The 25,541-nt window shown below is 37.9% G+C and carries 23 protein-coding genes; 19 read left to right on the top strand and 4 right to left on the bottom strand.

Annotation, left to right across the window (positions count from 1 at the left end):
• The first annotated feature begins 123 nt into the window (after nt 1-123).
• The 4 genes from sppA (at nt 124) to FH508_RS18020 (ending at nt 3,642) form a co-directional block, all read left to right on the top strand.
• Nucleotides 124-1,137 carry a signal peptide peptidase SppA gene (gene sppA / locus FH508_RS18035; protein ID WP_173477548.1) on the top strand — a complete coding sequence of 338 codons (1,014 nt, stop codon included), beginning with the start codon at nt 124-126 and terminating at the stop codon, nt 1,135-1,137.
• A gap of 12 nt (nt 1,138-1,149) precedes the next feature.
• A complete protein-coding gene (locus FH508_RS18030; protein WP_173477547.1) occupies nt 1,150-1,761 on the top strand; it encodes an RDD family protein in 612 nt (203 codons plus the stop codon).
• A 359-nt stretch (nt 1,762-2,120) separates the two neighbouring features.
• On the top strand, nt 2,121-2,624 hold the full coding sequence (gene tpx, locus FH508_RS18025; RefSeq protein ID WP_139860576.1) for a thiol peroxidase: 504 nt from the start codon (nt 2,121-2,123) through the stop codon (nt 2,622-2,624).
• An 88-nt stretch (nt 2,625-2,712) separates the two neighbouring features.
• The gene (locus FH508_RS18020) at nt 2,713-3,642 is read left to right on the top strand and encodes a class I SAM-dependent methyltransferase (protein ID WP_139860574.1); all 930 of its coding nucleotides are present in this window, start codon (nt 2,713-2,715) and stop codon (nt 3,640-3,642) included.
• A 45-nt stretch (nt 3,643-3,687) separates the two neighbouring features.
• Here FH508_RS18020 and FH508_RS18015 read toward each other — a convergent pair whose 3' ends face one another.
• Complete coding sequence (locus FH508_RS18015; RefSeq protein WP_139860572.1) at nt 3,688-4,137, bottom strand: universal stress protein; 450 nt, start codon at nt 4,135-4,137, stop codon at nt 3,688-3,690.
• Nucleotides 4,138-4,436: 299 nt separating this feature from the next.
• Here FH508_RS18015 and ald point away from each other — a divergent pair, with 299 nt between their 5' ends.
• Nucleotides 4,437-5,552 carry an alanine dehydrogenase gene (ald, locus tag FH508_RS18010; RefSeq protein WP_173477546.1) on the top strand — a complete coding sequence of 372 codons (1,116 nt, stop codon included), beginning with the start codon at nt 4,437-4,439 and terminating at the stop codon, nt 5,550-5,552.
• Between the two features lie 387 nt (nt 5,553-5,939).
• Here ald and FH508_RS18005 read toward each other — a convergent pair whose 3' ends face one another.
• Entirely contained in the window at nt 5,940-7,028 is a 1,089-nt protein-coding gene (locus tag FH508_RS18005; protein ID WP_173477545.1) for a M24 family metallopeptidase, read from the bottom strand.
• A gap of 282 nt (nt 7,029-7,310) precedes the next feature.
• Between FH508_RS18005 and FH508_RS18000 the strand changes: the two genes are divergently transcribed.
• Together FH508_RS18000 and FH508_RS17995 are read left to right on the top strand one after the other, a co-directional pair.
• The gene (locus tag FH508_RS18000) at nt 7,311-7,994 is read left to right on the top strand and encodes a metal-dependent hydrolase (RefSeq protein ID WP_173477544.1); all 684 of its coding nucleotides are present in this window, start codon (nt 7,311-7,313) and stop codon (nt 7,992-7,994) included.
• Nucleotides 7,995-8,146: 152 nt separating this feature from the next.
• A complete protein-coding gene (locus FH508_RS17995; protein ID WP_173477543.1) occupies nt 8,147-9,454 on the top strand; it encodes a DRTGG domain-containing protein in 1,308 nt (435 codons plus the stop codon).
• Nucleotides 9,455-9,539: 85 nt separating this feature from the next.
• Here the strand turns inward: FH508_RS17995 and FH508_RS17990 are convergent, their stop codons facing one another.
• Nucleotides 9,540-9,845, bottom strand: a complete 306-nt coding sequence (locus FH508_RS17990; RefSeq protein ID WP_172772416.1) for a YtpI family protein — start codon at nt 9,843-9,845, stop codon at nt 9,540-9,542.
• A 90-nt stretch (nt 9,846-9,935) separates the two neighbouring features.
• Between FH508_RS17990 and FH508_RS17985 the strand changes: the two genes are divergently transcribed.
• From FH508_RS17985 to FH508_RS17950, 8 genes are all read left to right on the top strand, one after another.
• Nucleotides 9,936-10,877 carry a DHH family phosphoesterase gene (locus tag FH508_RS17985; RefSeq protein ID WP_217270131.1) on the top strand — a complete coding sequence of 314 codons (942 nt, stop codon included), beginning with the start codon at nt 9,936-9,938 and terminating at the stop codon, nt 10,875-10,877.
• Between the two features lie 25 nt (nt 10,878-10,902).
• Entirely contained in the window at nt 10,903-13,986 is a 3,084-nt protein-coding gene (gene dnaE, locus FH508_RS17980; protein ID WP_172772414.1) for a DNA polymerase III subunit alpha, read from the top strand.
• Between the two features lie 132 nt (nt 13,987-14,118).
• Nucleotides 14,119-14,760, top strand: coding sequence for a FadR/GntR family transcriptional regulator (locus FH508_RS17975; RefSeq protein WP_172772413.1), 642 nt, complete (start codon nt 14,119-14,121; stop codon nt 14,758-14,760).
• Nucleotides 14,761-14,781: 21 nt separating this feature from the next.
• Nucleotides 14,782-15,639 carry an acetyl-CoA carboxylase, carboxyltransferase subunit beta gene (gene accD, locus FH508_RS17970; RefSeq protein WP_172772412.1) on the top strand — a complete coding sequence of 286 codons (858 nt, stop codon included), beginning with the start codon at nt 14,782-14,784 and terminating at the stop codon, nt 15,637-15,639.
• On the top strand, nt 15,632-16,588 hold the full coding sequence (locus tag FH508_RS17965) for an acetyl-CoA carboxylase carboxyltransferase subunit alpha (protein WP_172772411.1): 957 nt from the start codon (nt 15,632-15,634) through the stop codon (nt 16,586-16,588). Before accD ends, FH508_RS17965 begins: the two co-directional genes overlap by 8 nt.
• Nucleotides 16,589-16,816: 228 nt before the next feature.
• Nucleotides 16,817-17,776 carry a 6-phosphofructokinase gene (pfkA, locus tag FH508_RS17960; RefSeq protein WP_172772410.1) on the top strand — a complete coding sequence of 320 codons (960 nt, stop codon included), beginning with the start codon at nt 16,817-16,819 and terminating at the stop codon, nt 17,774-17,776.
• A 27-nt stretch (nt 17,777-17,803) separates the two neighbouring features.
• On the top strand, nt 17,804-19,564 hold the full coding sequence (pyk, locus tag FH508_RS17955; protein WP_172772409.1) for a pyruvate kinase: 1,761 nt from the start codon (nt 17,804-17,806) through the stop codon (nt 19,562-19,564).
• Between the two features lie 156 nt (nt 19,565-19,720).
• On the top strand, nt 19,721-20,110 hold the full coding sequence (locus tag FH508_RS17950; protein ID WP_172772408.1) for an FxsA family protein: 390 nt from the start codon (nt 19,721-19,723) through the stop codon (nt 20,108-20,110).
• On the opposite strand, the gene FH508_RS17945 is transcribed toward FH508_RS17950, so the two are convergent.
• Nucleotides 20,094-21,059 (bottom strand): AI-2E family transporter, encoded by a 966-nt coding sequence (locus FH508_RS17945; RefSeq protein ID WP_228134143.1) that lies wholly within the window; start codon nt 21,057-21,059, stop codon nt 20,094-20,096. The genes FH508_RS17950 and FH508_RS17945 overlap by 17 nt on opposite strands.
• A 251-nt stretch (nt 21,060-21,310) precedes the next feature.
• On the opposite strand from FH508_RS17945, the gene citZ reads away from it, so the two are divergent.
• The 4 genes from citZ (at nt 21,311) to FH508_RS17925 (ending at nt 25,512) form a co-directional block, all read left to right on the top strand.
• Complete coding sequence (gene citZ, locus FH508_RS17940) at nt 21,311-22,426, top strand: citrate synthase (protein ID WP_172772406.1); 1,116 nt, start codon at nt 21,311-21,313, stop codon at nt 22,424-22,426.
• A gap of 80 nt (nt 22,427-22,506) precedes the next feature.
• On the top strand, nt 22,507-23,769 hold the full coding sequence (gene icd / locus FH508_RS17935; RefSeq protein WP_172772405.1) for an NADP-dependent isocitrate dehydrogenase: 1,263 nt from the start codon (nt 22,507-22,509) through the stop codon (nt 23,767-23,769).
• A gap of 172 nt (nt 23,770-23,941) precedes the next feature.
• Nucleotides 23,942-24,880, top strand: a complete 939-nt coding sequence (gene mdh / locus FH508_RS17930; protein WP_172772404.1) for a malate dehydrogenase — start codon at nt 23,942-23,944, stop codon at nt 24,878-24,880.
• A gap of 191 nt (nt 24,881-25,071) precedes the next feature.
• Entirely contained in the window at nt 25,072-25,512 is a 441-nt protein-coding gene (locus tag FH508_RS17925; RefSeq protein WP_172772403.1) for a MaoC/PaaZ C-terminal domain-containing protein, read from the top strand.
• The last annotated feature ends 29 nt before the right edge of the window (nt 25,513-25,541 follow it).

Genomic DNA, 25,541 nt, shown 5'->3' with positions numbered 1-25,541 from the left:
TTTTGTTGTAGCCTCATTTATTTATAGTAAAATAATAAACAACAGAACATTTTTACATAAAAATTGCTTAAAAGTGAAACGTTTTGGAAATTTAGACGTATAACGTGTTGAGGAGGCGTTTGTATGAATGTGAAAAGGTGGATAGCCTTGGCTATAGCTGCTGTGTTGTTAGTATTTTCATTAGGAATTAATACGATTTTTGCAATATTTAAATCAGACTTCTTTAGTAATTTTGACAGCATTGTCGCTGGAAATAATTTAGATGTTTATGAAACTGTTATTGAAGGTGAAGATTACAGTAAGCGGATTGCCTATTTAAAAGTTGATGGAACGATTCAAGATGTTGGATCGAACACATTATGGCAAACCGTAGCTTATGATCACCAGTTTTTCTTAAATCAATTGGACAATATTTTATATGATGATTCAGTACAAGGTATTGTGCTAAGTGTAAATTCACCTGGTGGTGGCGTAAAGGAATCGGCAGAAATTTATAAAAAACTGTTGCAAATTAAAGAGGAACGTCAAATTCCAATTTACGTTTCAATGGATTCGATGGCTGCTTCTGGTGGATACTATATTTCTGCACCAGCGGATAAAATATATGCCCATCGTGATACGATAACAGGTTCGATTGGTGTAATTATGCAATCTATTAATTATCAGGAACTTGCAGAAAAAGTAGGCGTGAAATTTGAAACGTTTAAATCTGGGCAACATAAAGACATGCTTAGTCCAACACGTGAAATTACTGAAGAAGAACGTGCTATGATGCAGGATATGATTAATGAATCATATGAAGAGTTTGTTGATATTGTGGAACAAGGACGCAATATGTCTGAAGCGGACGTGAAAAAAGTAGCGGATGGTCGAATACTTGGCGGTACAAAGGCACTTGAAGCAGGCTTAATCGATGAAATTGGCGATGAGCAAGCAGCTATTGCAGCTTTACGTCAAGATTATGGTTTAGAAGATGCCGTCTTATTTGAATACAGTTATGATCAAGGTGGTCTACCGTCAATAATTGGTATGAAAGTAAGCTCTCTTTTTGGCCCATCAGCTGAAGAAAAAATGCTAATGAAAATTATGACAGAATACAAGGCACCGAAAATGATGTACTTATATGGTGAATACTAAGGAGGGCATACCATGACAAACAATGAATTCGTTTTGCAAGGGACACCCTCAATTGAACAACAATTGCTAAATAAGGAAAACACACCAATAGTGACTACGAAATATGATTTAAAGACGGCAGGATTTTGGGTGCGCTTTTGGGCATTTATCCTAGATGGATTAATTATTTCAGCTGTTGTAGGAATCGTAGTTAATCCGATATTTTACTTAATGGACTGGTCGTTATCGGATTCAATTTGGTATGCACCTATCTCCATTATTTCAGCTATTCTCTATTACTGTTATTTTGTATTGATGACAAAGTTTTTAGGGCAAACGTTGGGGAAAATGGCTTTCGGGTTACGTGTTGTTTCACTACAACATGACAAACTTACATGGTCAGACGTGCTGTTCCGTGAATGGATTGGTCGCTTAATTAGCAACATAATTATGCCACTTTATATTTTTGTTGCGATTTTACCTGACAACCAAGGCATACATGATTATTTTGCCGATACTACGGTTGTCCATGAAAAGGTATATGTAGCGAAAGAAACAGCACAACCTGTTGCACAACCGACAGCACCCATTCAGGAAAATACAAAAGAGCCTGAAAAGATAGAGGAGAAACCTGAAGAATCTTGAGCAGGTAAGGATTTGAATTTCTTTCTTATGCAATTTGTATAGGCCATTAATTGTTTGTAGCGATAGCGATGCCTCCTGCGGGAACAGCACAAAACGTTAGATGCAACAGGCGGCGCGATTAGCGACGGTTGCGGCTTACATTGTGCCCGCGGAAAGCACCGCCATCGCGCACAACAATGAATAGAAAAGTGTTAGATTGATTGCAGTCATTCTAACACTTTTTCTTTTGTAATTTGAAATGCAAATAGGTCTTATAGTGCAACAATTACAAAGTTTACACTATGATAAGCTGTCCTAGTTGCAATTAATTCCCTACATTTAGTAAGATTATGTACATATGATGATTAGGAGGCGTTTTCATGGCACAAATTACATTTAAAAAAGGTCCAGTAACACTTATTGGTAACGAAGTAAAGGTTGGAGACCAAGCACCAGATTTCACAGTATTAGCAAATGATCTATCACCTGTTTCTTTAAAGGATTCAGAAGGTAAAATTCGTTTATTTAGTGTTGTCCCATCTTTAGATACAGGCGTATGTGATGCACAAACACGTCGTTTTAATGAAGAAGCTGCAAATTTAGGGGATAACGTAGTAATATATACAGTATCTGTTGACCTGCCATTTGCACAAAAACGTTGGTGCGGTGCTGCGGGAATTGATGCTGTTCAAACAGTTTCAGATCATCGCGATCTATCATTCGGTGAAGCATATGGTGTATATATTAAAGAATTACGTCTTCTAGCACGTGCAGTTTTCGTGGTAGATGCAGCTGGAAAAGTAACTTATGTCGAGTATGTACCTGAGGCTACAGATCATCCAAACTACGAAGCAGCAATTGCAGCAGTTAAAGCACTAGCATAATTTGCTTCTTTTAGGCTAAGATAATACTAGACAAAAGGGCTGTGACAGAGTTTGTCACGGCTCTTTTCTGCGTGAAAGGAAGTTATGTATGGAAAAGATTGAAAAACTATTTGGCATGCTAAATGAGCATGCGGAAAAAATAGAAAAAGAGCAAAATACGACGTTATTAGAAGGTATACTTGATGGACTAGAGGCTTGGCTTGATGGAGATGTAGATTTCTCACAGCAAGGTACAACGAAAGAAGATGTGCGCAAGTCCATTCAAATTGCAATTTTAAAAGGTATGCGTAAAGGTTCACAGCCGAATCATCAAATGACACCAGATACGCTTGGTCTTTTAGTTGGCTATTTCGTGGAACAAATTTTTGCGGATCAATTAGCAAAAGAAAAACTAACAATGCTAGATCCAGCAGTTGGTACTGGTAACTTACTGTTAACGGTCATGAATTTACTCGATGGAAAAGTAGAGGCATCTGGAGTAGAGGTAGATGAGTTATTGATCCGATTAGCCGCAGCAACAGCAGATTTAACAGAGCAGCCAGTTTCTTTATATCGTCAGGATGCATTACAAGACCTATTAGTAGATCCTGTAGATGCCATTGTTTGTGATTTACCAGTCGGTTACTATCCGAATGAGGAAGTGGCGTTAGATTATGAGCTTTGTGCATCTGAGGGAATGAGTTATGCGCATCATTTATTTATTGAACAATCTATTAATTATACGAAAGATGGGGGCTATTTATTTTTCCTAGCTCCGACGCATCTCTTTGAATCTGAACAGTCTAAGCAACTGCATAAGTACATTCAAAAGCACGCATGGATACAAGCAATTATTCAATTGCCAGATACGATGTTTGCTAATAAATCACTTGAAAAGAGTATTGTTATTTTACAAAAACAAGGGGAAGCTTTTAAAGCTCCAAAAGAAGTACTGTTGGCAAAAGTTCCAAATATGCAAAATAAACAAGCGCTTGCGATGTTCTTTGAAAAAGTGAAAATGTGGCAAGAAGGGAAATAATAAAAAAGGTATCCAAATTTGGATACCTTTTTATGTATTGCATTATTAAGCTTCTGGTGTACGAATAACTAGAACGTCACAATTTGCTGAACGTACGATTGCTTCAGAAACGGAACCGATTAGGAAGCGTTCTACTGCATTTAAACCAGTAGCGCCACAAATAATTAAATCTGCATCTACAATTTTAGAAAGTTCTTTTGTAATAATATTTTTAGGAGATCCATACTCAATTATAAGGTTTACGTTTGCTAAGCCTTCATCTTCAGCTTGTTTTTTATAACCATTTAATAATTCTTCTGAGAAAGCTTGTGCGCGTTCAGCGATTGAACGATCATATGCTTCAATAGCAGCGAATGAACGCGTATCAATAACGTTTACTAGGTTTAATACGGCACCTTCGTTACGTTTAGCAACGTCGATTGATTTACGAAAAGCGTACTCCGCTTCTTTAGAACCGTCTACTGCAACTACAATGCTTTTATAATGATTAGCCATTTGTATTACCTCCCTATTTGTATAATGTAATTATACCAAATCATTTTCTAAAGGAAATACTTTCCGTAGAAAATTTGTGAATAAGTAAAGGCGTTTACTATGAAATACCTTAATTCGCTCCATTAGTAGTAATATTTAGTATTTTAAAAATGTTATGAATTTAATTAGTATTTGCTTTAATTAAAGCATTTTTTTCACTTGTTTGGTAAGATGGAAGTGCAAAGGGGTCATCATCTACGAGAAATCGTATTTTGATGAAATATTGCTTAGTTCATAGGTTATGAAAGGGGATTGGAAATATGAAGATTGGTATTCCAAAAGAAATTAAAAACAACGAAAATCGCGTAGCAATGACACCAGCTGGGGTTGTCTCATTAACGCATGCTGGTCACGAAGTGTATATTGAAGCGGGTGCGGGTATTGGTTCGAGCTTTACAGATGCAGATTACGTGGCAGCGGGTGCACACATTGTTGCATCAGCAAAGGAAGCATGGGCTCAAGAAATGATTTTAAAAGTAAAAGAACCCGTAGCATCGGAATACGATTACTTTTATGAAGGACAAATCTTATTTACCTACTTACATTTAGCGCCTGAGCGTGAGTTAACGCAGGCATTAATAGATAAAAAAGTTGTAGGTATCGCCTATGAAACAGTACAACTTGCAAACGGCTCCTTGCCTTTATTAACACCAATGAGTGAAGTGGCAGGTAAAATGGCAACGCAAATTGGTGCGCAGTATTTAGAAAAAAATCATGACGGTAAAGGGATTTTATTAGGTGGCGTATCAGGTGTACAACGCGGAAAAGTTACTGTAATTGGTGGCGGAATTGCTGGTACCAATGCTGCAAAAATCGCTGTTGGTATGGGGGCAGATGTAACGGTCATTGATTTAAGTCCAGAACGTCTACGTCAATTAGAAGATATGTTTGGTCGCGATGTACAAACGCTTATATCTAATCCTTACAATATTGCAGAATCAGTGAAAAGCTCCGATTTAGTTGTAGGTGCTGTTCTAATTCCTGGTGCAAAAGCACCGAAGCTAGTATCGGAAGAAATGATTCAATCAATGCAGCCTGGTTCTGTTGTCGTTGATATTGCTATTGACCAAGGTGGAATTTTTGCGACATCTGATCGTGTAACAACACACGATGATCCAACGTATATTAAGCATGGGGTAGTACATTATGCTGTTGCGAATATGCCAGGTGCTGTGCCACGTACGTCAACGATTGCTTTAACTAATAATACAATTCCATATGCGCTACAAATTGCAAACAAAGGCTATAAGCAAGCATGTATTGATAATCCAGCATTGAAAAAGGGTGTTAATGCATTAGATGGACATATTACTTATCAAGCAGTCGCAGAAGCACAAGGCTTGCCATATGTGAATGTTGATGAATTAATTAAATAAAAATCAAGTACTATAAAATAAATAGGCGGTTGATACCGTTACGAGTAGACGGATTTAAAAAAGTGTTAGATTGATAGTCAATCTAACACTTTTTTGCTATGCCGTTGATGTCCGCTACGGCGGTCGCTTTCCGCGGGCACACCGTAAGCCGCAACCCTCGCTAACGCGCGGATTGTTGCGTCTTACTATGCGTGCGTTCCCGCAGGAGTCGCCGCCTTCGCTACCATCAACTAGTGCACTCTGTTAATTTTTAATTTATTGCAAGGAAAAAATAGCTAATGATATGTCCCTGCTTCTTTTTGCTATGGCGTTGATATCCGCTACGGCGGTCGCTTTTAATGTGTCCGCCCTCTACATTGTATTTCTATCTGTAAAAAACGTTGTCAATTACAGGACAATTAAGTCTTTAGGGAATTTTGTTAAAACTTCCACTCCATCTTTTGTGACTACAACATCATCTTCAATACGTACACCAGTCACATCTGATTTGTATACACCTGGCTCGATTGTGAACACCATGCCTTCTTCCATTACCATGTCATTTGCGCCCGTAACTGATGGGAATTCATGTACGGAAATACCAAGTCCATGACCTAGTCGATGCGTGAAATATTCTCCATAGCCTGCATGAGTAATTGTGTCGCGAGCAATTTTATCTAAGTCCATTGCACGTACACCAGGTTTTACTGCCGCAATTGCATTTGAATTAGCTGCTAATACAGCATTATAGATTGCTTTTTGTGCTTCAGAAGGTTCTCCAAATGCGACTGTACGTGTGATGTCTGAGCAATACCCATCGTAAATTACTCCTAAGTCAAATAAAATCATATCGCCTTTTTCGACTTTACGAGCGCCTGGTTTTCCATGTGGTGAAGCTGATTTAGGACCACTTAATACCATTGTCTCAAAGGACATCTTACAACCCTTTTCTTGAATAGCACTTTCGATAGCTGTTAAAATTTCCATTTCAGTTTTACCTTCAGCAATTTCTTTACAGCCTACTTCAATTGCATAATCAGCAAGTTGTGCAGCTTTGCGAAGCTTGTTTAACTCATCTTCATCTTTAATTACACGCATTGCATTAATTTTTTCATCTAGACGTACAAAAGTTGCTTGTGGAAATGATTGCTGTAAAGCTTCTAAACGCTCAACAATAAGTTGTGCTTTTTCAATAGCAAACGTTAACGGATTTACATTACGAGCAATTATTGCTTGTGCAAGAATATCCATAGCATTATCTGTATCTTGGTGGCCGATGACTTCATATGACCAACCTGCAGCTTTTGCATCAGGAATCTCCATTTGTGGACAAATTAAAAAAGGCTCAGCCTCTTTAAAAATCATCACTCCTAGTAATCGTTCATGGGGGTTGCTTTTGAAACCAGATACGTAAAAGACATTATCGGGAGTCGTAACGAAAGCAGCATCGATTTGATTTTTTTGTAAATAGTTTTGGATTTCTTGTACTTTTGACATCATCCATTTCCTCCTCATATTGCACCTAGTTTGCTGATCTAGCCTATAGCGACACGCCTTCATATGGCTTCAATTATTTAAGTGAAAGCAGTGCAATGTTTACTAGTGCCCACTATTGAAAGTAAAGCACGGCGTGGTTTTTCTCGGCATTCGAAATGTCGAGAAAAGATGTGCACTATACACTTTTCATATCCTGTTTAAGCATATCAAAAAAAGGGAAAAAGCGCATGGATAGCGAATTAAAAGATGGAGCAAATATTCAATTATCAGGAGGAACGATTAATGCAAATTAGTTATCATGGACATTCTGTCGTTAAAATTCAAACAAATGGTAAAACAATTTTAATTGACCCTTTCATTAATGGAAATAGCCAAACCGATTTAAAGGTTGCAGAAGAAGCACCAGATATTATTTTGCTTACACATGGGCATAATGACCATGTGGGGGATACTGTGGAGCTTGCAAAGAAAAAGGATGCACTCGTTATTGCACCGAATGAGTTGGCAAACTGGATTTCTTGGCAAGGAGTGAAAGCGCATCCAATGCATATAGGGGGAGCAAAAGAATTTGATTTTGGAAAGGTGAAATTTACACAGGCTTTCCATGGCTCTTCTTATGTAACAGAAAACAATGAAATTATTTATATGGGTATGCCTGCAGGCGTTTTACTGTTTATCGAAGGATTAACAATTTATCATGCGGGTGATACAGCACTATTTAGTGATATGAAATTAATTGGAGAGCGTCATCCAATTGATGTAGCGTTTTTACCAATTGGTGATAATTTTACGATGGGACCTGAAGATGCAGCATGTGCAGTATCATTTTTAAAGCCAAAAATGGTTGTACCAATTCATTATAATACATTCCCTCCGATTGAACAGGATCCGCAAATTTTTGCTAATTTAGTACAAAATGCAGAAGTTCAAATTTTAAAAGCGGGCGAAAAAGTAAACTGTTCCTAATCATTTGAGGTGCTGTACTATAATGTTTGACACCACGTGCGTAGTTGAAATAATGGGAAACGTAAAACATTTTACACCTTTATACTCAATATTTTTGCAAAAAATATGGTACACTAATAACAGAATTCATTGCTTGAGAAATAGGTGATATTTTGTCAACAAAACATGAGAAGATTTTACAATACATCGAATCACTACCCGTGGGCGATAAAATTTCGGTACGACAAATTGCAAAGGAAATGCAAGTGAGTGAAGGAACGGCTTACCGTGCTATTAAAGAAGCGGAAAATCGTCGTCTTGTAAGTTCTATTGAGCGTGTCGGAACAATTCGTATTGAGAAGAAAAAGAAAGAAAATATCGAACGATTAACATTTGCGGAAATTGTTAATATTGTAGATGGCCAGGTACTAGGTGGTAAAACTGGTCTACATAAAACATTAACAAAATTTGTAATCGGCGCGATGCAATTAGAAGATATGATGCGTTATACAGATGCAGGTAGCTTACTGATCGTCGGAAACCGTTTTAAAGCTCATGAAAATGCGCTTCGAGCAGGTGCAGCTGTATTAATTACAGGTGGATTTGATACAACGGATGACAATAAACAGCTTGCCGATTCATTGGATTTGCCGATTATTTCAACTAGTTACGATACTTTCACCGTAGCAACGATGATTAACCGTGCGATTTATGACCAGTTAATCAAAAAAGATATTTTATTTATTGAGGATATTTTCGTGCCAATGACCGAAACATCTGTGCTCCACAATGATGAAACGATTCATCATTTCCAAAAATTAAATGAGCGTACAACGCATGGTGCCTTTCCTGTAGTAACTGCTATGAATAAGCTAGTAGGAATGATTACGGTGAAAGACGTCATTGGTAGGGAAGAGGACGAGCTAATTGAAAAAGTGATGACGAAAAATCCAATTGCTGGATCAATGAAAATGAGCGTCGCTTCCGCAGGGCATCGAATGATTTGGGAAGGGATCGACCTACTGCCGATTGTAAATGACGATAATGTTTTACAAGGGGTAATTAGTCGACAAGATGTGCTAAAGGCGTTGCAGCTTGCACAAAGACAGCCTCAACACGGTGAGACTATAGATGATTTAGTGAAAAATGAAATGAAAGTGCTTGGCGATGAAGATTTAATCGTGGAGTTTAAAGTGACACCGCAAATGACAAACCAATATGGGGCTATTTCTTATGGAGCATTTACAACGTTACTAGCCGAAGTTGGATCATTTGCATTAAAGCGTCGTAAACGTGGCGATGCAGTTGCAGAAAACATGACAATTTATTTCATCAAGCCTGTTCAAATGGAGAGCACGCTTACTGTCAAACCTCGCATATTAGATATGAGCCGTAAGTTCGTAAAAATGGACTTTGAAGTATTTAATGAGCAAATGCTTGTCGGTAAGGCAATGATGATGTTCCAGCTATTGGAGCGTTAAGCAGACAAAAAGGGATGACCTAGGCAAATACTAGGTCATCCCTTTATTAGTTTTTTGCAATTATATGTGTACTGCAGTGTAATTGTTATCGATTAATTCGAAATTCTTCATCAACAAACTGACCATAATGTCGGGCCTTTTTAATATTTTCCACAACAACAAAGATGCCTAACACGACAAGAATTGCTACAATGATAAATGTAAACGTTCCAGGGAATAAGTATGCTTGATTCAATGCAAATGCAAGAATAAAAGAACCAAAACCTATATTCGACTTACTTTTGTACCAATTTTTAGCAATAGGCAATGGTGAACGGAACTGTTTTGTTTTAAAATAAAAATAAAAGACAAATGATATAATTATGGCAAACACAAAAATTAAATTGAGCATAGTAAACCTCCTAGCATAACTAGACATTATTGTAACGATTATTGAGGAAAAATGCTAACGGTTATTACTATCATTTTGGGGGAAATCACTTTGAAAAGACAAATCATCGACACAATTGCTTCATATGAGACAATCGTTATTCATCGACATGTGCGTCCAGATCCAGATGCGTATGGATCACAATTAGGCTTAAAAGAATTAATTTTAGCAAATTATCCAGAAAAGAAAGTGTATGCTGTTGGTGAGCATGATACATCCTTGTCGTTTTTAGCTGAACCTGATCAAATAGCGGATGATGTATATGAAAATGCGCTGGTTATAGTAACAGATACGGCGAATACAGAACGTATTGACGATCAGCGCTATACAAAAGGCAAAATGGTCATAAAAATCGATCATCATCCTAATGACGATCAATACGGCGACTTATTGTGGGTAGATACAACTGCTAGTTCTTGCAGTGAGATGATCTATGTGCTATTTGAAGAGGGGAAAGAAATCGCTGATTGGAAACTTTCAGATGCAGCCGCACGATTATTATTTGCTGGAATTGTTGGAGACACAGGTCGTTTTCAATTCCCAAGCACGACTGTAAAAACATTCAAAGTTGCAGCGGAACTTATTACATATAACTTTGATCGAAATCAAATTTTCGATGGGATGTATGAAATGGAGCAAAAGCTATTAACGTTACAAGGATATATTTATCAAAATTTTGTTATGGATGAAAACGGTGCAGCGCATGTAAAGCTGACAAAAGAATTACTTGCTGAATTCAATGTTGTACCATCTGAAGCATCGCTTTTAGTGGGCTGCCTCGGCAGTGTAAAGGGGATTTGTGCATGGGTAATCTTCATCGAAGAGGAAGACCAAATTCGTGTTCGTTTACGCTCTAAAGGACCGATTATTAACACTTTAGCGAAGGAATTTAATGGTGGCGGTCATCCACTTGCTTCTGGTGCAACTGCTTACTCATGGCAAGAAGCAGAAATTGTCACTGCACGTTTAAAAGAAATTTGTAAGGCATATTAATAAATTTTGAAAGGCAGGGATTCTTTTGACACATGTATATACACAAATGCATACGAGCGCGGATTTATTAAAAAGCACGATTCGGCTTGAACAATTGATCCCTTTTTTACAAGAACAAAATACGCAGGCCTGTGCAATTGTCAATTCGAAATTGTACGGGCTTTTACCTTTTTGTAAAGCGATGCAGCAGGCAAATATGCACGCGGTAATAGGGCTTTCGGTGAAGGTACAATGGGATAATAACATAATACCGCTCGTGTTGTATGCACAAACACAGCAAGGCTACCAGCATCTTTTAAAGATTAGTAGTGCTGTTTCTATTCGAGAAGACGAGGTATTGCCTTGGAGATGGCTTGAAGGCTATGCAAAGGGCTGTATAGCGTTGCTTTCGGCGAATGATATAGCGGAAATAGTAGAATGGGCAGAAATAACAAGTGCTTTACAACAAGTATTTGGTAAGCGTCTATATGTAGGAATGGCAAGACCAGGTGGCATAATAGCAGACAATGAAGCTATGATTTCACAGTGGTGCGAGACAAAAGGTATTTTAATTGTAGCTACACAGCGTTGTTATTTTTTACGACCAGAGGATCATTTTGCATATGAAGTTGCTAGAGCTATTGATACAGGGGAAAAGCTTCAAGATACGATGCTAACAGCTCATTTAGAAAACTATTATGCGCCGACTGAGGAGCAGTGGAAGAGTTGGTTTTCAAATCGCCCTGAATGGATTGAGGCAAGTGTCGATATGTTAGCTAGCTGTGTTGCAAAAATTCCTGAAATGCATGTTCAAATGCCAAAATTTCCGCTACAAGAGGGTGAAACAGCCGAAAGTTTGCTTGTAAAAGAAACGTTTTCAGGATTAGCTAATCGTTTAAAACTAACAGAGGTTCCAGCAATTTATCGAGATAGACTGCAATATGAGTTAGAAATTATATGCTCAATGGGCTATGCTGATTATTTTTTAATTGTTGCAGATTTTATGCGTTATGCCAAAGAGCATCGCATTTTAACTGGGCCAGGTCGTGGTTCTTCAGCAAGTTCACTAGTTGCATTTAGTCTTTCTATCACACAGGTAGATCCACTTGCCTACGGATTATTGTTTGAACGATTTTTGAATCCTGAACGTGTAACATTACCCGATATTGATATTGACTTTGTTGACAGCAAAAGACAACAAGTAATTCAATACGTTGCACAAAAATATGGCAAGGCTAATGTTGCGCAAATCATTACTTTTGGTACTTTATCAGCGAAAGCAGTGGCGAGAGATGTAGCGCGTGTTTTTGGTTTTGATGCTGAAGTGATGGAAAAAATATCGAAAATGATTCCAAACAAACCAGGCATAACGTTGCAAAGAGCTGTAGCAGAATCCCAAAGCTTTCAAAGTTGGTTGGCTGAAGATGAATACCATCGACGTTGGCTTGACATAGCTCTAAAATTAGAAGGTTTGCCGAGAAATTCCTCTACCCATGCGGCTGGCATTGTATTAGCGCCAACGCCATTAGTAGATACAGTTCCAATTGAGGATGGACATGAGGGAATTTATTGTACCCAGTGGCCGATGGGAGATGTAGAAGCAAGTGGTCTTGTAAAGATGGATTTTTTAGGGTTGCGTAATTTAACCATTTTAGAGCAAGTACGTTGGTCTATTTACAAAGCAGGGGGACCATGGATAGAGTTTGACCTAATCCCTATGCATGACGAGCTTACCTTCCAACTGCTTCAAAAAGGAGATACAGTAGGTATTTTCCAATTAGAATCAGATGGCATGAAAGAGGCATTACGTGATATTCATCCAACACATTTTTCAGATATTGTTGCAGTCAATGCTCTTTATCGTCCAGGGCCGATGGAATTCATTCCTGTTTATGCAAGAAGAAAGGCGGGGCAAGAACGTGTAACGATGCCACATCCGTTATTGGAGCCGATATTAAGTGAAACATATGGCGTCATTGTCTATCAGGAGCAAATTATGCAAATTGCAGCGACGATGGCTGGTTTTACGATGGGGCAGGCGGACTTATTACGTCGGGCAGTTAGTAAAAAAAATCGTGATATATTAGAGGAGCAACGTACTGCCTTTGTAGATGGCGCATTGAGGCAAGGTTTTGATCGGCGAGATGCAGAGGGCGTCTACGAGCTAATTGTACGCTTTGCCGACTATGGCTTTGCAAAAAGCCATGCGGTTGCCTATAGCGTCATCTCGTATCATATGGCGTATTTAAAGGCTCATTACCCGCAAAGCTTTTATGCAGCATTATTAACCAATGCAACAGGGAATGTAGAAAAAATTCAACAGCTTGTTGCGGAAGCGAAGGAAAAAGGAATGGCGTTTTATCCGCCATCTTTATTGCAAAGTACTAAATTCTTTAAGGTGGAAAAGGATGGCATTCGTTATAGCTTATCGGGCATAAAAGGTGTACCGCACACATTTATAGAGAAATTAGTGACGTTGCGTAAAACGAATCCAGAGGCACTTCATAATTTATTTGATTTGGCTGTCGCTTTAAGTGCACAACATTTTAAACCGAATATTATGGAATCCTTAGTTCGTGCAGGGGTGCTTGATTATTTAGAGAAGGATCGTGCTGTACTGGTGGCCACTTTAGAGGCAGCATTAAAACAGGCAGAGCTTGTGCGTCCAACAGAGGATGTCGATATAGAAACGGCGACCGCTTTTAATTTTGGGAAACCGAAGTATATGCAAGCTGAAGCGATGTCTCAGAAAGAAAAGCTTCAGCATGAGAAAGAAAGTTTAGGCTTTTATATTTCTGCGCATCCTGTTTCTGAAGCAAGAAGTTACTGGGGAGAAGGTACTGTAACCTGTGCTGACCTGAAGTATACACGTGAAGGGACGTATGTAAAAATGATTGGCTTGATTGAGGAAGTGAAAAAAATAAGGACAAAAAAAGGAGAGCAAATGGCCTTTGTCCAACTCCAAGATGAATTTGGAATCGTATCAGTAACCTTATTTCCACAAGTCTTTCAACTCGTTCAAGATATCTTAATAGAAGATGAACTGCTGTATATTGAGGGTACTCTTGAAAAACGTTTTGGTAAATCGCAAGTGAAAGTAAAACATGCACAATCGACTAAAAAAATATGAAATTAAACAAGATTTTAGAAACTGCATAGAATTTTATGCAGTTTTTTCTTTACTTTTAAACAGTTATTTTGTAAGATGTAGTCAATGCTAAAAAAGTGGTCAGACCACTTTTTGATAACGGGAGTTAATCATATGGATAAACAAACCGAACAAAAAAAAGTGTTTTTAGAAATCGTTCAGCAATTACGTCAACTTATTCGAATGGAAAAAATTCAAGCTGGAGAGAAGCTTCCTTCTGAACGTGTTTTATCAGAAAGGTTAGGTGTTGGGCGCTCTTCTGTCAGGGAAGCACTGCGCAGTTTAGAGTTACTTGGACTCATTGAAACGCGACACGGTGGAGGTACATTTCTTGCCTCAACACATAAGCACCAGCTTGTAGAAGTTCTGTCGATGTTTATATTAGAAGATGAAAAATCAAAAAAAGATGTCGAATTAACGCGACAAATTCATGAAAAGGAAGCAATTCGCGTAATAAGTTGTACAGAGATTCTTCGTACACTACCTGTGTGGGATAGTTTTTTTGTGAAGCTGGAAATTGAAGGAACAGTAAATTGTCGTGATGTATTGCGAGAACTATTAGTTACATCAGGCAATCGGCTTTCGCTGAAAATCTGGTTTCAACTTGCAGCATATGACGGTGACCGTTTAAATCGAAACTCAACGGAAGATGAAAAACTAATCCTTCAAACGATGTTGAAATCGATGCAACTTGGCTATGAAAAAGAAGCATTACTAGCTTACGAGCAGTGGATGGGTACTGGTCAAACTTTTTAGACAATAAAGGGGGAGTCAAACATGGCAATACGCGACATATTTAACGCAAATCGAAAAAAGAAACAGGATGGTCAGGAAAAGGCATTTCCAGAAGGACTCATGACAAAGTGTCCAGAATGTCGTCATATCCAGTTAACAAAAGAATTAGAAAAGCATCATAAAGTATGCTCGAAGTGTGAACATCATTTTAAAATGACTGCCCAAGAGCGTGTGGATTATTTCTTAGACGAAGGATCATTTGTTTCGATGGACGATCATTTACAAACAAGTAATCCACTTAATTTCCCTGCTTATGTAGAGAAAATTAATGCAGACCAACAAAAAACAGGTCTAAATGAAGCTGTATTGACAGGTTTAGGTACGCTTGATGGAGAAGATGTTGTAGTAGCGATAATGGATTCACATTTCCGTATGGGATCAATGGGCTCTGTTGTTGGAGAAAAAATAACACGTGCTGTTGAAAAAGCAACTGAATTAGGTGTGCCGTTTATCATTTTCACTGCAAGTGGGGGAGCACGAATGCAAGAAGGTGTACTTTCTTTAATGCAAATGGCGAAAACAAGTGTTGCTTTAAAACGTCATAGCAATCAAGGATTGTTATTTATTTCTATATTAACGCACCCTACTACTGGTGGTGTATCTGCAAGCTTTGCCTCTGTGGGGGATATCAATATTGCAGAACCTCAGGCACTAATCGGCTTTGCGGGAAGACGTGTAATCGAAGAAACGGTAAGAGAAAAACTACCGAATGATTTCCAAACTGCAGAATTTTTATTAGAGCATGGTCAACTAGATGCCATTTTCCATCGCAAAGATTTACGGAAACAAGTAGCTATGCTTGTAAAAATGCATACGAAAGGTGGCGTGCAACATGTCTAAAAATTTAGCTTTTGAAGAACCTGTAGTACAATTGCGTGAAAAAATTGATGAATTAAAAACGATTGCTGCTGAAGCGGACGTAGATATGTCGGGAGAAATTGAAAAGCTAGAAACGCGTTTAACGCAACTCGAGCAATCAATCTATGCCAATATGAAGCCTTGGGATCGCGTGCAAGTGGCAAGACATCCTGAACGCCCAACAACGCTACAATATATTGAGGCAATGTGTGAAAACTTTATTGAATTACACGGAGATCGTACATTTGGAGATGATGCAGCGATTTTAGGTGGAATTGCTCTATTTGAAGGACAACCAGTCACAATTATTGGACACCAACGTGGTAAATCTACAAAAGAAAATATTCGTCGTAATTTTGGGATGCCACATCCAGAAGGTTATCGTAAAGCGTTACGCTTAATGAAACAAGCAGAGAAATTTAATCGTCCGATTATTTGTTTTATAGATACAAAAGGTGCCTATCCTGGTAAAGCAGCAGAAGAGCGTGGTCAGAGTGAGGCGATAGCTCGTAATTTAGTAGAAATGGCGGGTTTATCTGTACCAGTCATTAGCATCGTTATTGGAGAAGGCGGTAGTGGTGGCGCACTAGCTCTAGGTGTAGCAAATCGCGTTTACATGTTAGAGAACTCTACCTATTCTGTTATTTCTCCAGAGGGTGCTGCTTCAATTTTATGGCGTGATGGTAGCCTTGCTAAGCAAGCAGCTGAGGCAATGCGTATTACTGCACCTGATTTAAAAGAGCTTGGTGTGATTGATGGTATTATTCCAGAGATTACTGGTGGAGCACATCGTAATGTGGCGAAGCAGGCTATCTATATAAAAGAATGTATTAGTGACACACTAAAAAAATTAAATACTTTAAATGGTGAGCAATTAATCGATGACCGATATGATAAATTTAAAAAAATCGGACAATATATAGAAGTATAGGCAAATCCCATAGCAATGCTTTGAAGGTCTAATTCGTTAAATTAAAGCGAAATATTTATAAAAAATGTTAAATTTTAGATGCTTTGTGATGGAAAGAGTGTGTGAAAGCGCATTCTTTTCATTTTTTATGTAAAAGTTATGTTTTTCTAGCTCTAGAACCCTTACATAGTTTGTTTTTTCGTGTTAATGTGAATAATATTAGATAACACTGCAGGAGGTTGTTCGACAATGAAAAAAATTGCCGTATTAACAAGTGGTGGAGATGCCCCTGGCATGAACGCAGCCATTCGAGCAGTCGTTCGTAAGGCAGCTTATCACGGAATGGATGTTGTTGGAATTAAGCATGGCTATGAAGGTTTAATAAAAGGATCTTTTGAGCCGCTTGATTTAGGTTCTGTAGGTGGCATCATTCAAAGAGGAGGTACCAATTTATTTTCAGCACGGTGCCCTGAATTTAAGGAAGATGCTGTTCAACAGCAAGCAATTGCTAATTTGCGAGAAGCAGGTATCGAGGGGTTAGTTGTTATCGGGGGTGATGGTTCTTACCGAGGTGCAATGGACCTTGTGAAAAAAGGCTTTCCTGCTGTTGGTGTGCCTGGCACGATTGATAATGATGTTCCTGGAACAGAATACACAATTGGCTTTGATACCGCGCTCAATACAGTCGTAGAATCAATCGATAAAATTCGTGATACAGCGACTTCCCATGAAAATTCTTTTATTGTTGAAGTAATGGGGCGTGATGCAGGTGATATTGCATTATGGGCAGGGCTTGCAGCAGGTGCTGAAACGGTCTTAATTCCTGAAGAGGAATATGATTTAGATGACATCGTATCACGCTTAGAGCGTGGTGAAGCACGAGGGAAAAAGCATAGTATCATTATTGTGGCAGAGGGTGTAATGTCAGGTGGCGAGTTGGCAAAATTACTGAAAGAAAAAACAGGGAAAGAGACGCGTGTTTCTGTTCTTGGTCATATTCAACGCGGTGGTTCTCCAACGGCACGTGATCGTGTCCTCGCAAGTCAATTTGGTGCACATGCGGTAGAATTATTAATGGAAGGTAAATCTGGTCGAGCTGTAGGAATACGCAACCATACAGTTATTGACTATGATATGCCAGAAGCTTTTGAAAAGCATCATGAATCTGATGTAAGCTTATATACTTTAATGAAAGAACTATCAATATAATTTCGCGTAAAACGGAGTGGGCAGAGAATGAGAAAAACAAAAATCGTATGTACAATTGGTCCGGCAAGTGAGTCACCAGAAATCTTAGAAAAACTAATTGAGGCAGGTATGAATGTAGCCCGCTTGAATTTTTCACACGGTTCACATGAAGAACACGAAGTGCGCATTAATTTAATTCGTGAAGTTGCAGAAAAATTAGGGAAACCAGTAGGTATTTTGCTCGACACAAAAGGACCTGAAATTCGTACGCATAATATGCAAAATGGTGAACTACATTTAAAAGCAGGTCAAGTAATCGATATTTCAATGACAGAAGTAGAAGGAACAGAAGCAAGTTTTTCTGTTACGTATGAACGACTAATCGAAGACGTGCAACAAAACTCAATTATTTTATTAGATGATGGTTTAATTCAATTACGTGTGTTAGCAACTGATACGGAAAAAGGGCTTATTCACACAATAGTAGAAAATGCTGGTGTCTTAAAAAATAAAAAGGGTGTTAATGTCCCTGGGGTTTCAGTTCAACTACCTGGAATCACTGAAAAAGATGCACAAGATATTTTATTTGGTATTAAACAAGGTGTGGATTTCATTGCAGCTTCATTCGTTCGACGAGCTAAGGATGTATTAGAAATTCGCGAATTACTTGAACAAAATGGCGGTAGTCATATTCAAATTATCCCGAAAATCGAGAACCAAGAAGGTGTCGATAATATCGATGAAATCATTCTAGTATCAGACGGATTAATGGTTGCACGTGGTGATCTAGGCGTAGAAATTCCAGCTGAAGAAGTACCATTAGTGCAAAAGAAATTAATCTTAAAATGTAACCAAGTTGGTAAACCAGTTATTACGGCTACACAAATGTTAGACTCTATGCAACGCAATCCTCGACCAACTCGAGCTGAAGCAAGTGACGTTGCGAACGCTATTATTGATGGAACAGATGCGATTATGCTTTCTGGTGAAACAGCAGCAGGGACATACCCTGTTGAATCAGTACAAACAATGAACAAAATTGCACAACGTACAGAAGATTCATTAGATTATAAAGCAATCGTTTCTACACGTAGTCGTGAAAAAGAAGCGAATATGACAGAGGCTATTTCTCAGGCCGTAGCATATACGTCGATAAACTTAGGGGTTAAAGCTGTTTTAGCACCGACAGAAAGTGGAAACACGGCTAGAATGATTGCAAAATATCGTCCTGGTGTTCCGATTGTCGCTGTTACAGGCTCAGAAAACACTGCAAATACACTAACACTTGTGTGGGGTGTTTATCCTGTAGTTTGTCAACGTGTTACAACGACAGACGAAATTTTAGAACTAGCAGTTGACGAAAGCTTGAAGCATGGCTTTGTAAACCATGGTGATGCAGTTGTCATTACAGCAGGTGTTCCTGTTGGGGAAGCTGGTACAACGAACTTAATGAAAGTACACATTATTGGCGATTTACTTGCGCGCGGTCAAGGAATTGGCAAAGCGTCGGTAATCGGTAAAACAGTAGTAGCAAAAAATGCAGCTGAAGCATTAGCGTATGATACAGAAGGCTGTATTTTAGTAACGGTCGGTTCAGATCGTGATATGATGCCAGCTATTGAAAATTGTATTGGGTTAATTACAGAGGAAGGCGGACTAACAAGTCATGCCGCTGTAGTAGGGCTAAGCCTTGGTATTCCTGTAATCGTCGGTGTAAAAGAAGCGACATCATTAATTCGCCACGGTCAAGAAATAACAATGGATGCTGAAACAGGTGTTATTTATAAAGGACATGCCAGCGTACTTTAATAGATAATAAAAAGGCTCTAGTATGGGGTAACCGTACTAGAGCTTTTTAAATAACAAGGAAAATTAGTTTTTACACCAGTTTGTTTTTTAGTTGAAACTTATTGGGCTATAATAACGTATAGAAGGTATAGCTTTTTCAATAGAAGGGAGAAAAAGATGAAAAAATTTTTTCTTAGTTTTGTTGTATATGCACTAGCCGAACTGGCGTTATTAATAGTTATTGGTCAAAATATTGGCGTTTTCAATACATTATTGCTTGTTGTCGCAACGACTATCATTGGCATTTATATAGCGAAAAATAAAGGTATCAATTCAGTAAAAAACGTAAAACATATGGTAGCGCGAGGAGAAGCTCCTGGACCTGCATTAGTTGATGCAATGTTAAACTTTAGTGGTGGTGTACTGTTAGCATTACCTGGTTTTATTACAGATATCATTGGTTTACTAATGTTGCTACCAGTGACACGTAAATTGTTCCAACCACTTGTATTTTATTGGATGCGTAAAAAAATGAAAAAAGGTCAATTTATTATCGTTCAAAAATAGACTTTTCTTTCAGCTTAACAGCTAAAAATAAAAAAATTGGGCTGAGTAAAATACCGTAAAAACCAAATAATAAGATAGAGGCAGCGCTGATGAAAAACGTATGAAACGTTCGTAATTGCAAGGTATTAGACCAAAGCATGGATTCAGCGAGCTGCCTTGTTAGTTGGACAAACAAATATAAAAGTAAAATTGCAACACATAAAAAGGTATTGCCATTGAAATAAAAATAAATGCTCATTGGTACGAGAAATACGCCGATACCAAAGAAGGGCAGTACATCTGCAAATGCAACAATAAATGCTTTAATAATGGCTTGTTCAAATTGAAGGATCATAAAGCCTGCGCAAAGTATAAGCAATGTTATCGTAAATAATTGAAATTCTACGTAGACAAAGTAATGAAAAAGTTGCATGACTTTCGAAAAATGGGCTTGCCATTGATTTCTATATTTTTTAGGGACATATTGAAAAAACCAGTACCGCGATTTTCTTGTTTCAATTAAAGCGAAATAATACGCGACAAGAAATATAAAAACTTCGATAACGTGCTTCATAAACATTTGAAATAAATTTGCAGTATACACTACGATAGAATCAAAAATAGACATTGACTTTTCTTGCAAAAATTGTATAAATATAGATTCGTACTCAGTGAACAACGGAAAGTTTTGAAGTGTGTCACGTATCTCAGGAAAGATGAGTATAATACTGTTTATTGAGATGATTATGAGGAGAACTATACAGGAAAGTATTAGTATTTCTACTATAATAGCGGCAATCCAATAATTAACTTTACAGTACTTATGAAGGAAATTTATTATCGGATAGGTTGTAAATGATAAAAAAATTGCCAGTGATACAGGTAGAACGAACCAAAGTATCACTAAGTAAAAAATAAATAATAAAACATTAATAGTTCTTTCGTATGAAAAATATTTAATATTCCTCATTTTAACAAATTCACCCCAATTCAAATGAAAATATATTGTCAAAATATACAAAATACCCTCTTTAGTACGCTTATCTAGTCGCTCGTCCGACTTTTTCTTAATTTGAAGGATTTTCATTCACAAAGCTGTCAAAAATGATTATAATAACAATGTAAGCGATTTACTTAATGGTTCATGTGAGCAAAATCGTAAATGCTATGGTTGAAAAAGCGTTTACAACAAAAATTATTAGTATGAGGGAGCGATAATTTATGTCAGCAACAAAAGGATTAGAAGGTATCGTAGCAGCGGAATCTAAAATCAGTTCAATTATCGATGACACACTTACATATGTTGGTTACAACATTGATGATTTAGCAGATAACGCATCATTTGAAGAGGTAATTTACCTACTTTGGCATACTCGTTTACCTAAAGCGGACGAGCTTGCTGAATTAAAACAACAATTGGCAGACAACATGTCTATTCCACAAGCAATTGTAGACCAATTCAAAACTTACCCACTTTCAACTGTACATCCAATGGCTGCACTTCGTACGGCAGTATCTTTACTTGGTGTATTCGATGAAGAAGCGGATGTTATGGATCCAGAAGCTAACTACCGTAAAGCAATTCGTCTACAAGCTAAAATTGCTACTGTTGTTACTGCATTTGCACGTGTACGTAAAGGTTTAGAGCCAATTCAACCTAAAGCAGAACTTAGCTATGCAGCAAACTTCCTATATATGTTAAAAGGTGAAGAGCCAGCACCAATCGAAATAGAAGCATTCGATAAAGCGTTAGTATTACATGCTGACCATGAATTAAATGCATCTACATTTACTGCACGTGTATGTGTAGCTACATTATCAGATGTATATTCTGGTGTAACTGCAGCTATCGGTGCATTAAAAGGACCACTTCATGGCGGTGCAAACGAGCAAGTTATGAAGATGTTAACTGAAATTGGTTCTCTTGAAAATGTTGAATCTTACATTCAAAATAAATTAGATAACAAAGAAAAAATCATGGGCTTCGGTCACCGCGTATACCGCAAAGGCGACCCACGTGCACCACACTTACGTGTAATGTCACAAAAATTAACTGAACTAACTGGTAAACCAGAGCTTTATGAAATGTCAGTTAAAATCCATGACATGATTGTTGAACAAAAGAAATTACCTGCAAACGTAGACTTCTTCTCTGCATCAGTGTACGATTCTTTAGGCATCGATCATGACTTATTCACACCAATCTTTGCAGTTTCACGTACTTCTGGTTGGGTAGCACATATTCTTGAGCAATATGCTAACAACCGCCTGATCCGTCCACGTGCTGAGTATGTTGGACCAGGTATGCAAAAATATGTTCCAATCAGTGAGCGCTGATTCGGAAAATATGCTAGAATATTTGGGACTGTGTTACCTATAACACAGTCCTATGATTATGAATTTAGGAGGCAACAACAATGTCAAACAAAATTGTAGTTGAAAACGGCGTACTTAATGTACCAAACAATCCAGTAATCCCATTCATCGAAGGTGACGGAATCGGTCCTGATATTTGGGCAGCAGCATCTCGCGTAATTGACGCAGCTGTAGAAAAAGCTTATAACGGTGAAAAGAAAATCGAATGGTTAGAAGTTCTAGCTGGTGAAAAAGCATTCAACCAAACTGGCGAATGGTTACCACAAGAAACTTTAGATAAAATTAACGAATACCTAATCGCAATTAAAGGTCCTCTTACTACTCCAATCGGTGGTGGTATCCGCTCTCTAAACGTAGCATTACGTCAACAACTTGATTTATATGTTTGCCTACGTCCAGTACGTCACTTTGATGGAGTACCTTCTCCAGTTAAACGCCCAGAAGACGTTGATATGGTTATCTTCCGTGAAAACACAGAAGACATCTATGCTGGTATCGAATTCGAATCAGGCTCTGAACAAGCTAAAAAAATCATCAACTTCTTACAATCAGAATTTGGTGTAAATCAAATCCGTTTCCCAGAAACTTCAGGTATCGGTGTAAAACCTGTATCTAAAGAAGGTACTGAACGTTTAGTTCGTTCTGCTATCGAATATGCAATCAAACATAACCGTCCTTCTGTAACATTAGTGCACAAAGGTAACATCATGAAATTCACTGAAGGTGGATTCAAAAAATGGGGTTATGAATTAGCTGAAACTGAATTTGCTGATCAAACATTCACTTGGAACCAATATGATGCAATCAAAGCTGACCAAGGCGAAGAAGCAGCAAACAAAGCACAAGCTGATGCTTTAGCAGCTGGTAAAATCTTAGTAAAAGATTCAATCGCTGATATCTTCTTACAACAAATCTTAACTCGTCCAACTGAGTTCGATGTAGTAGCTACAATGAACTTAAATGGTGACTATATTTCTGATGCATTAGCTGCACAAGTTGGTGGTATCGGTATTGCTCCAGGAGCGAACATTAACTACGTAACTGGTCACGCAATCTTCGAAGCTACTCACGGTACAGCTCCAAAATATGCTGGTCAAGATAAAGTAAACCCATCTTCAGTATTACTTTCAGGTGTATTAATGCTTGAACACTTAGGATGGCAAGAAGCAGCTGACATGATCACTAAATCTGTAGAGAATACAATCTCTTCTAAAGTTGTAACTTATGACTTCGCTCGTTTAATGGACGGCGCTACAGAAGTGAAATGTTCAGAATTCGCTAACGAACTAATTAAAAACCTATAATTTTTACGAATCTGTAAAAATGATCACTGTAACAATCTAGCGCAGTCAACAGATATTTGTTTAATGTAACATTGGTTTGCTACAGTAATATTAGTACCTGGTTTAATGGAGGGAGAGAGAATTTATTCTCCTCCCTTTTTTAGCATATAACCTAAAAAAGGAGCGTATTCAAATGACTTTGAAACGTAAAAAAATCTCAGTAATCGGTGGCGGATTCACCGGCGCTACTGCAGCATTTTTAGCAGCACAAAAGGAACTTGGCGATGTTGTATTAGTAGATATCCCACAAGCTGAAAACCCAACAAAGGGTAAAGCTTTAGACATGTGGGAAGCTGCTCCAATACAAGGTTTTGATTCTTTTGTAAAAGGTACTTCTAACTATGAAGACACTGCAGATTCTGATGTAGTAATCATTACTGCGGGTGTTGCCCGTAAACCTGGCATGAGCCGTGACGACTTAGTTCAAATTAACCAAGGAGTTATGAAAACTGTTGCAAAAGAAATCGCAACTCATTCGCCAAATGCAACCATTATCGTATTAACAAACCCTGTTGATGCGATGACTTACACAGTATTCAAAGAAACAGGATTCCCTAAAAACCGAGTAATCGGTCAATCTGGTGTATTGGATACTGCTCGTTTCTGTGCTTTTGTTGCAGAAGAGCTAAACATCTCTGTAAAAGACATCACTGGTTTTGTATTAGGTGGCCATGGTGACACAATGGTACCACTTACTCGTTATTCATTTGCTGGTGGTATTCCTTTAGAAACTTTAATCGCGCCAGAGCGTTTAGAAGCAATCGTTGATCGTACACGTAATGGTGGTGCAGAAATCGTGAACTTACTTGGAAATGGTTCTGCCTACTATGCTCCAGCAGCAGCACTTATTGAAATGGCTGAAGCAATCATTAAAGATCAAAAGCGTATTCTACCATCAATCGCATACTTAGAAGGTGAATATGGTTACAATGATATTTACTTAGGCGTACCGACATTATTAGGTGCAAACGGTATCGAAAAAATCTTTGAGCTTGAACTAACTGACAAAGAAAAGGCGGAATTGGATAACTCTGCTGATGCCGTAAAAGCAGTTATGAAAGTTTTAGCTTAATAAAAGCTTATGAAATCGAGTAGGAATCATTCTTACTCGATTTTTTATACATAAAGATACTGAAAATAAACAGCTTCTTTTGTTCTTTATAATATGCATAAACATAAAATGGTTATTCTGCTTTTCATTGTACTTTTAGAATAAAATTGATACTATGAAGGTAGTATGATAGAAAAGGGGTTGGCGTATCTTTGCTTCAAAAGAACAGTAAGCTTGGTCTCACTATTGATGAAATTACAGTTGGCGAGAAAATTCATATTACTGAAAAAATAGAAGATAAGGATTTATTGCTTTATTTAGGACTTACAAATGATAATAATCCGCTTTACATTCAACATGATTATGCAGCAATGACGCCTTTTAAAAAGCCGATTGTACCAACTATTATGTTAAATGGTATTATTACGTCAGCTGTGTCGAAGTATATTCCAGGACCGGGTGCGCGTATTATAGAACAACATTTAACCTATTTAGGGCCACTCTATCATTATGAATTATTTGATACGCTTTTAGAGGTTACAGAAGTAAATAAAATACAGAATACCATTACCGTATCTGTACTCTCCTATAATGAACAAAAACAGCTAGTAATTGAAGGTACATTGTTGGTGACACCACCACTAGCATTATAGGGAGAGTCTTGAGATTTGAAATGGGGGTT

Source organism: Lysinibacillus sp. CD3-6 (assembly GCF_006351725.2).
Taxonomy (GTDB): domain Bacteria; phylum Bacillota; class Bacilli; order Bacillales_A; family Planococcaceae; genus Lysinibacillus.
Note: the sequence above shows the minus strand (reverse complement) of the source record. Positions and strands in the feature narration are given on the sequence as shown.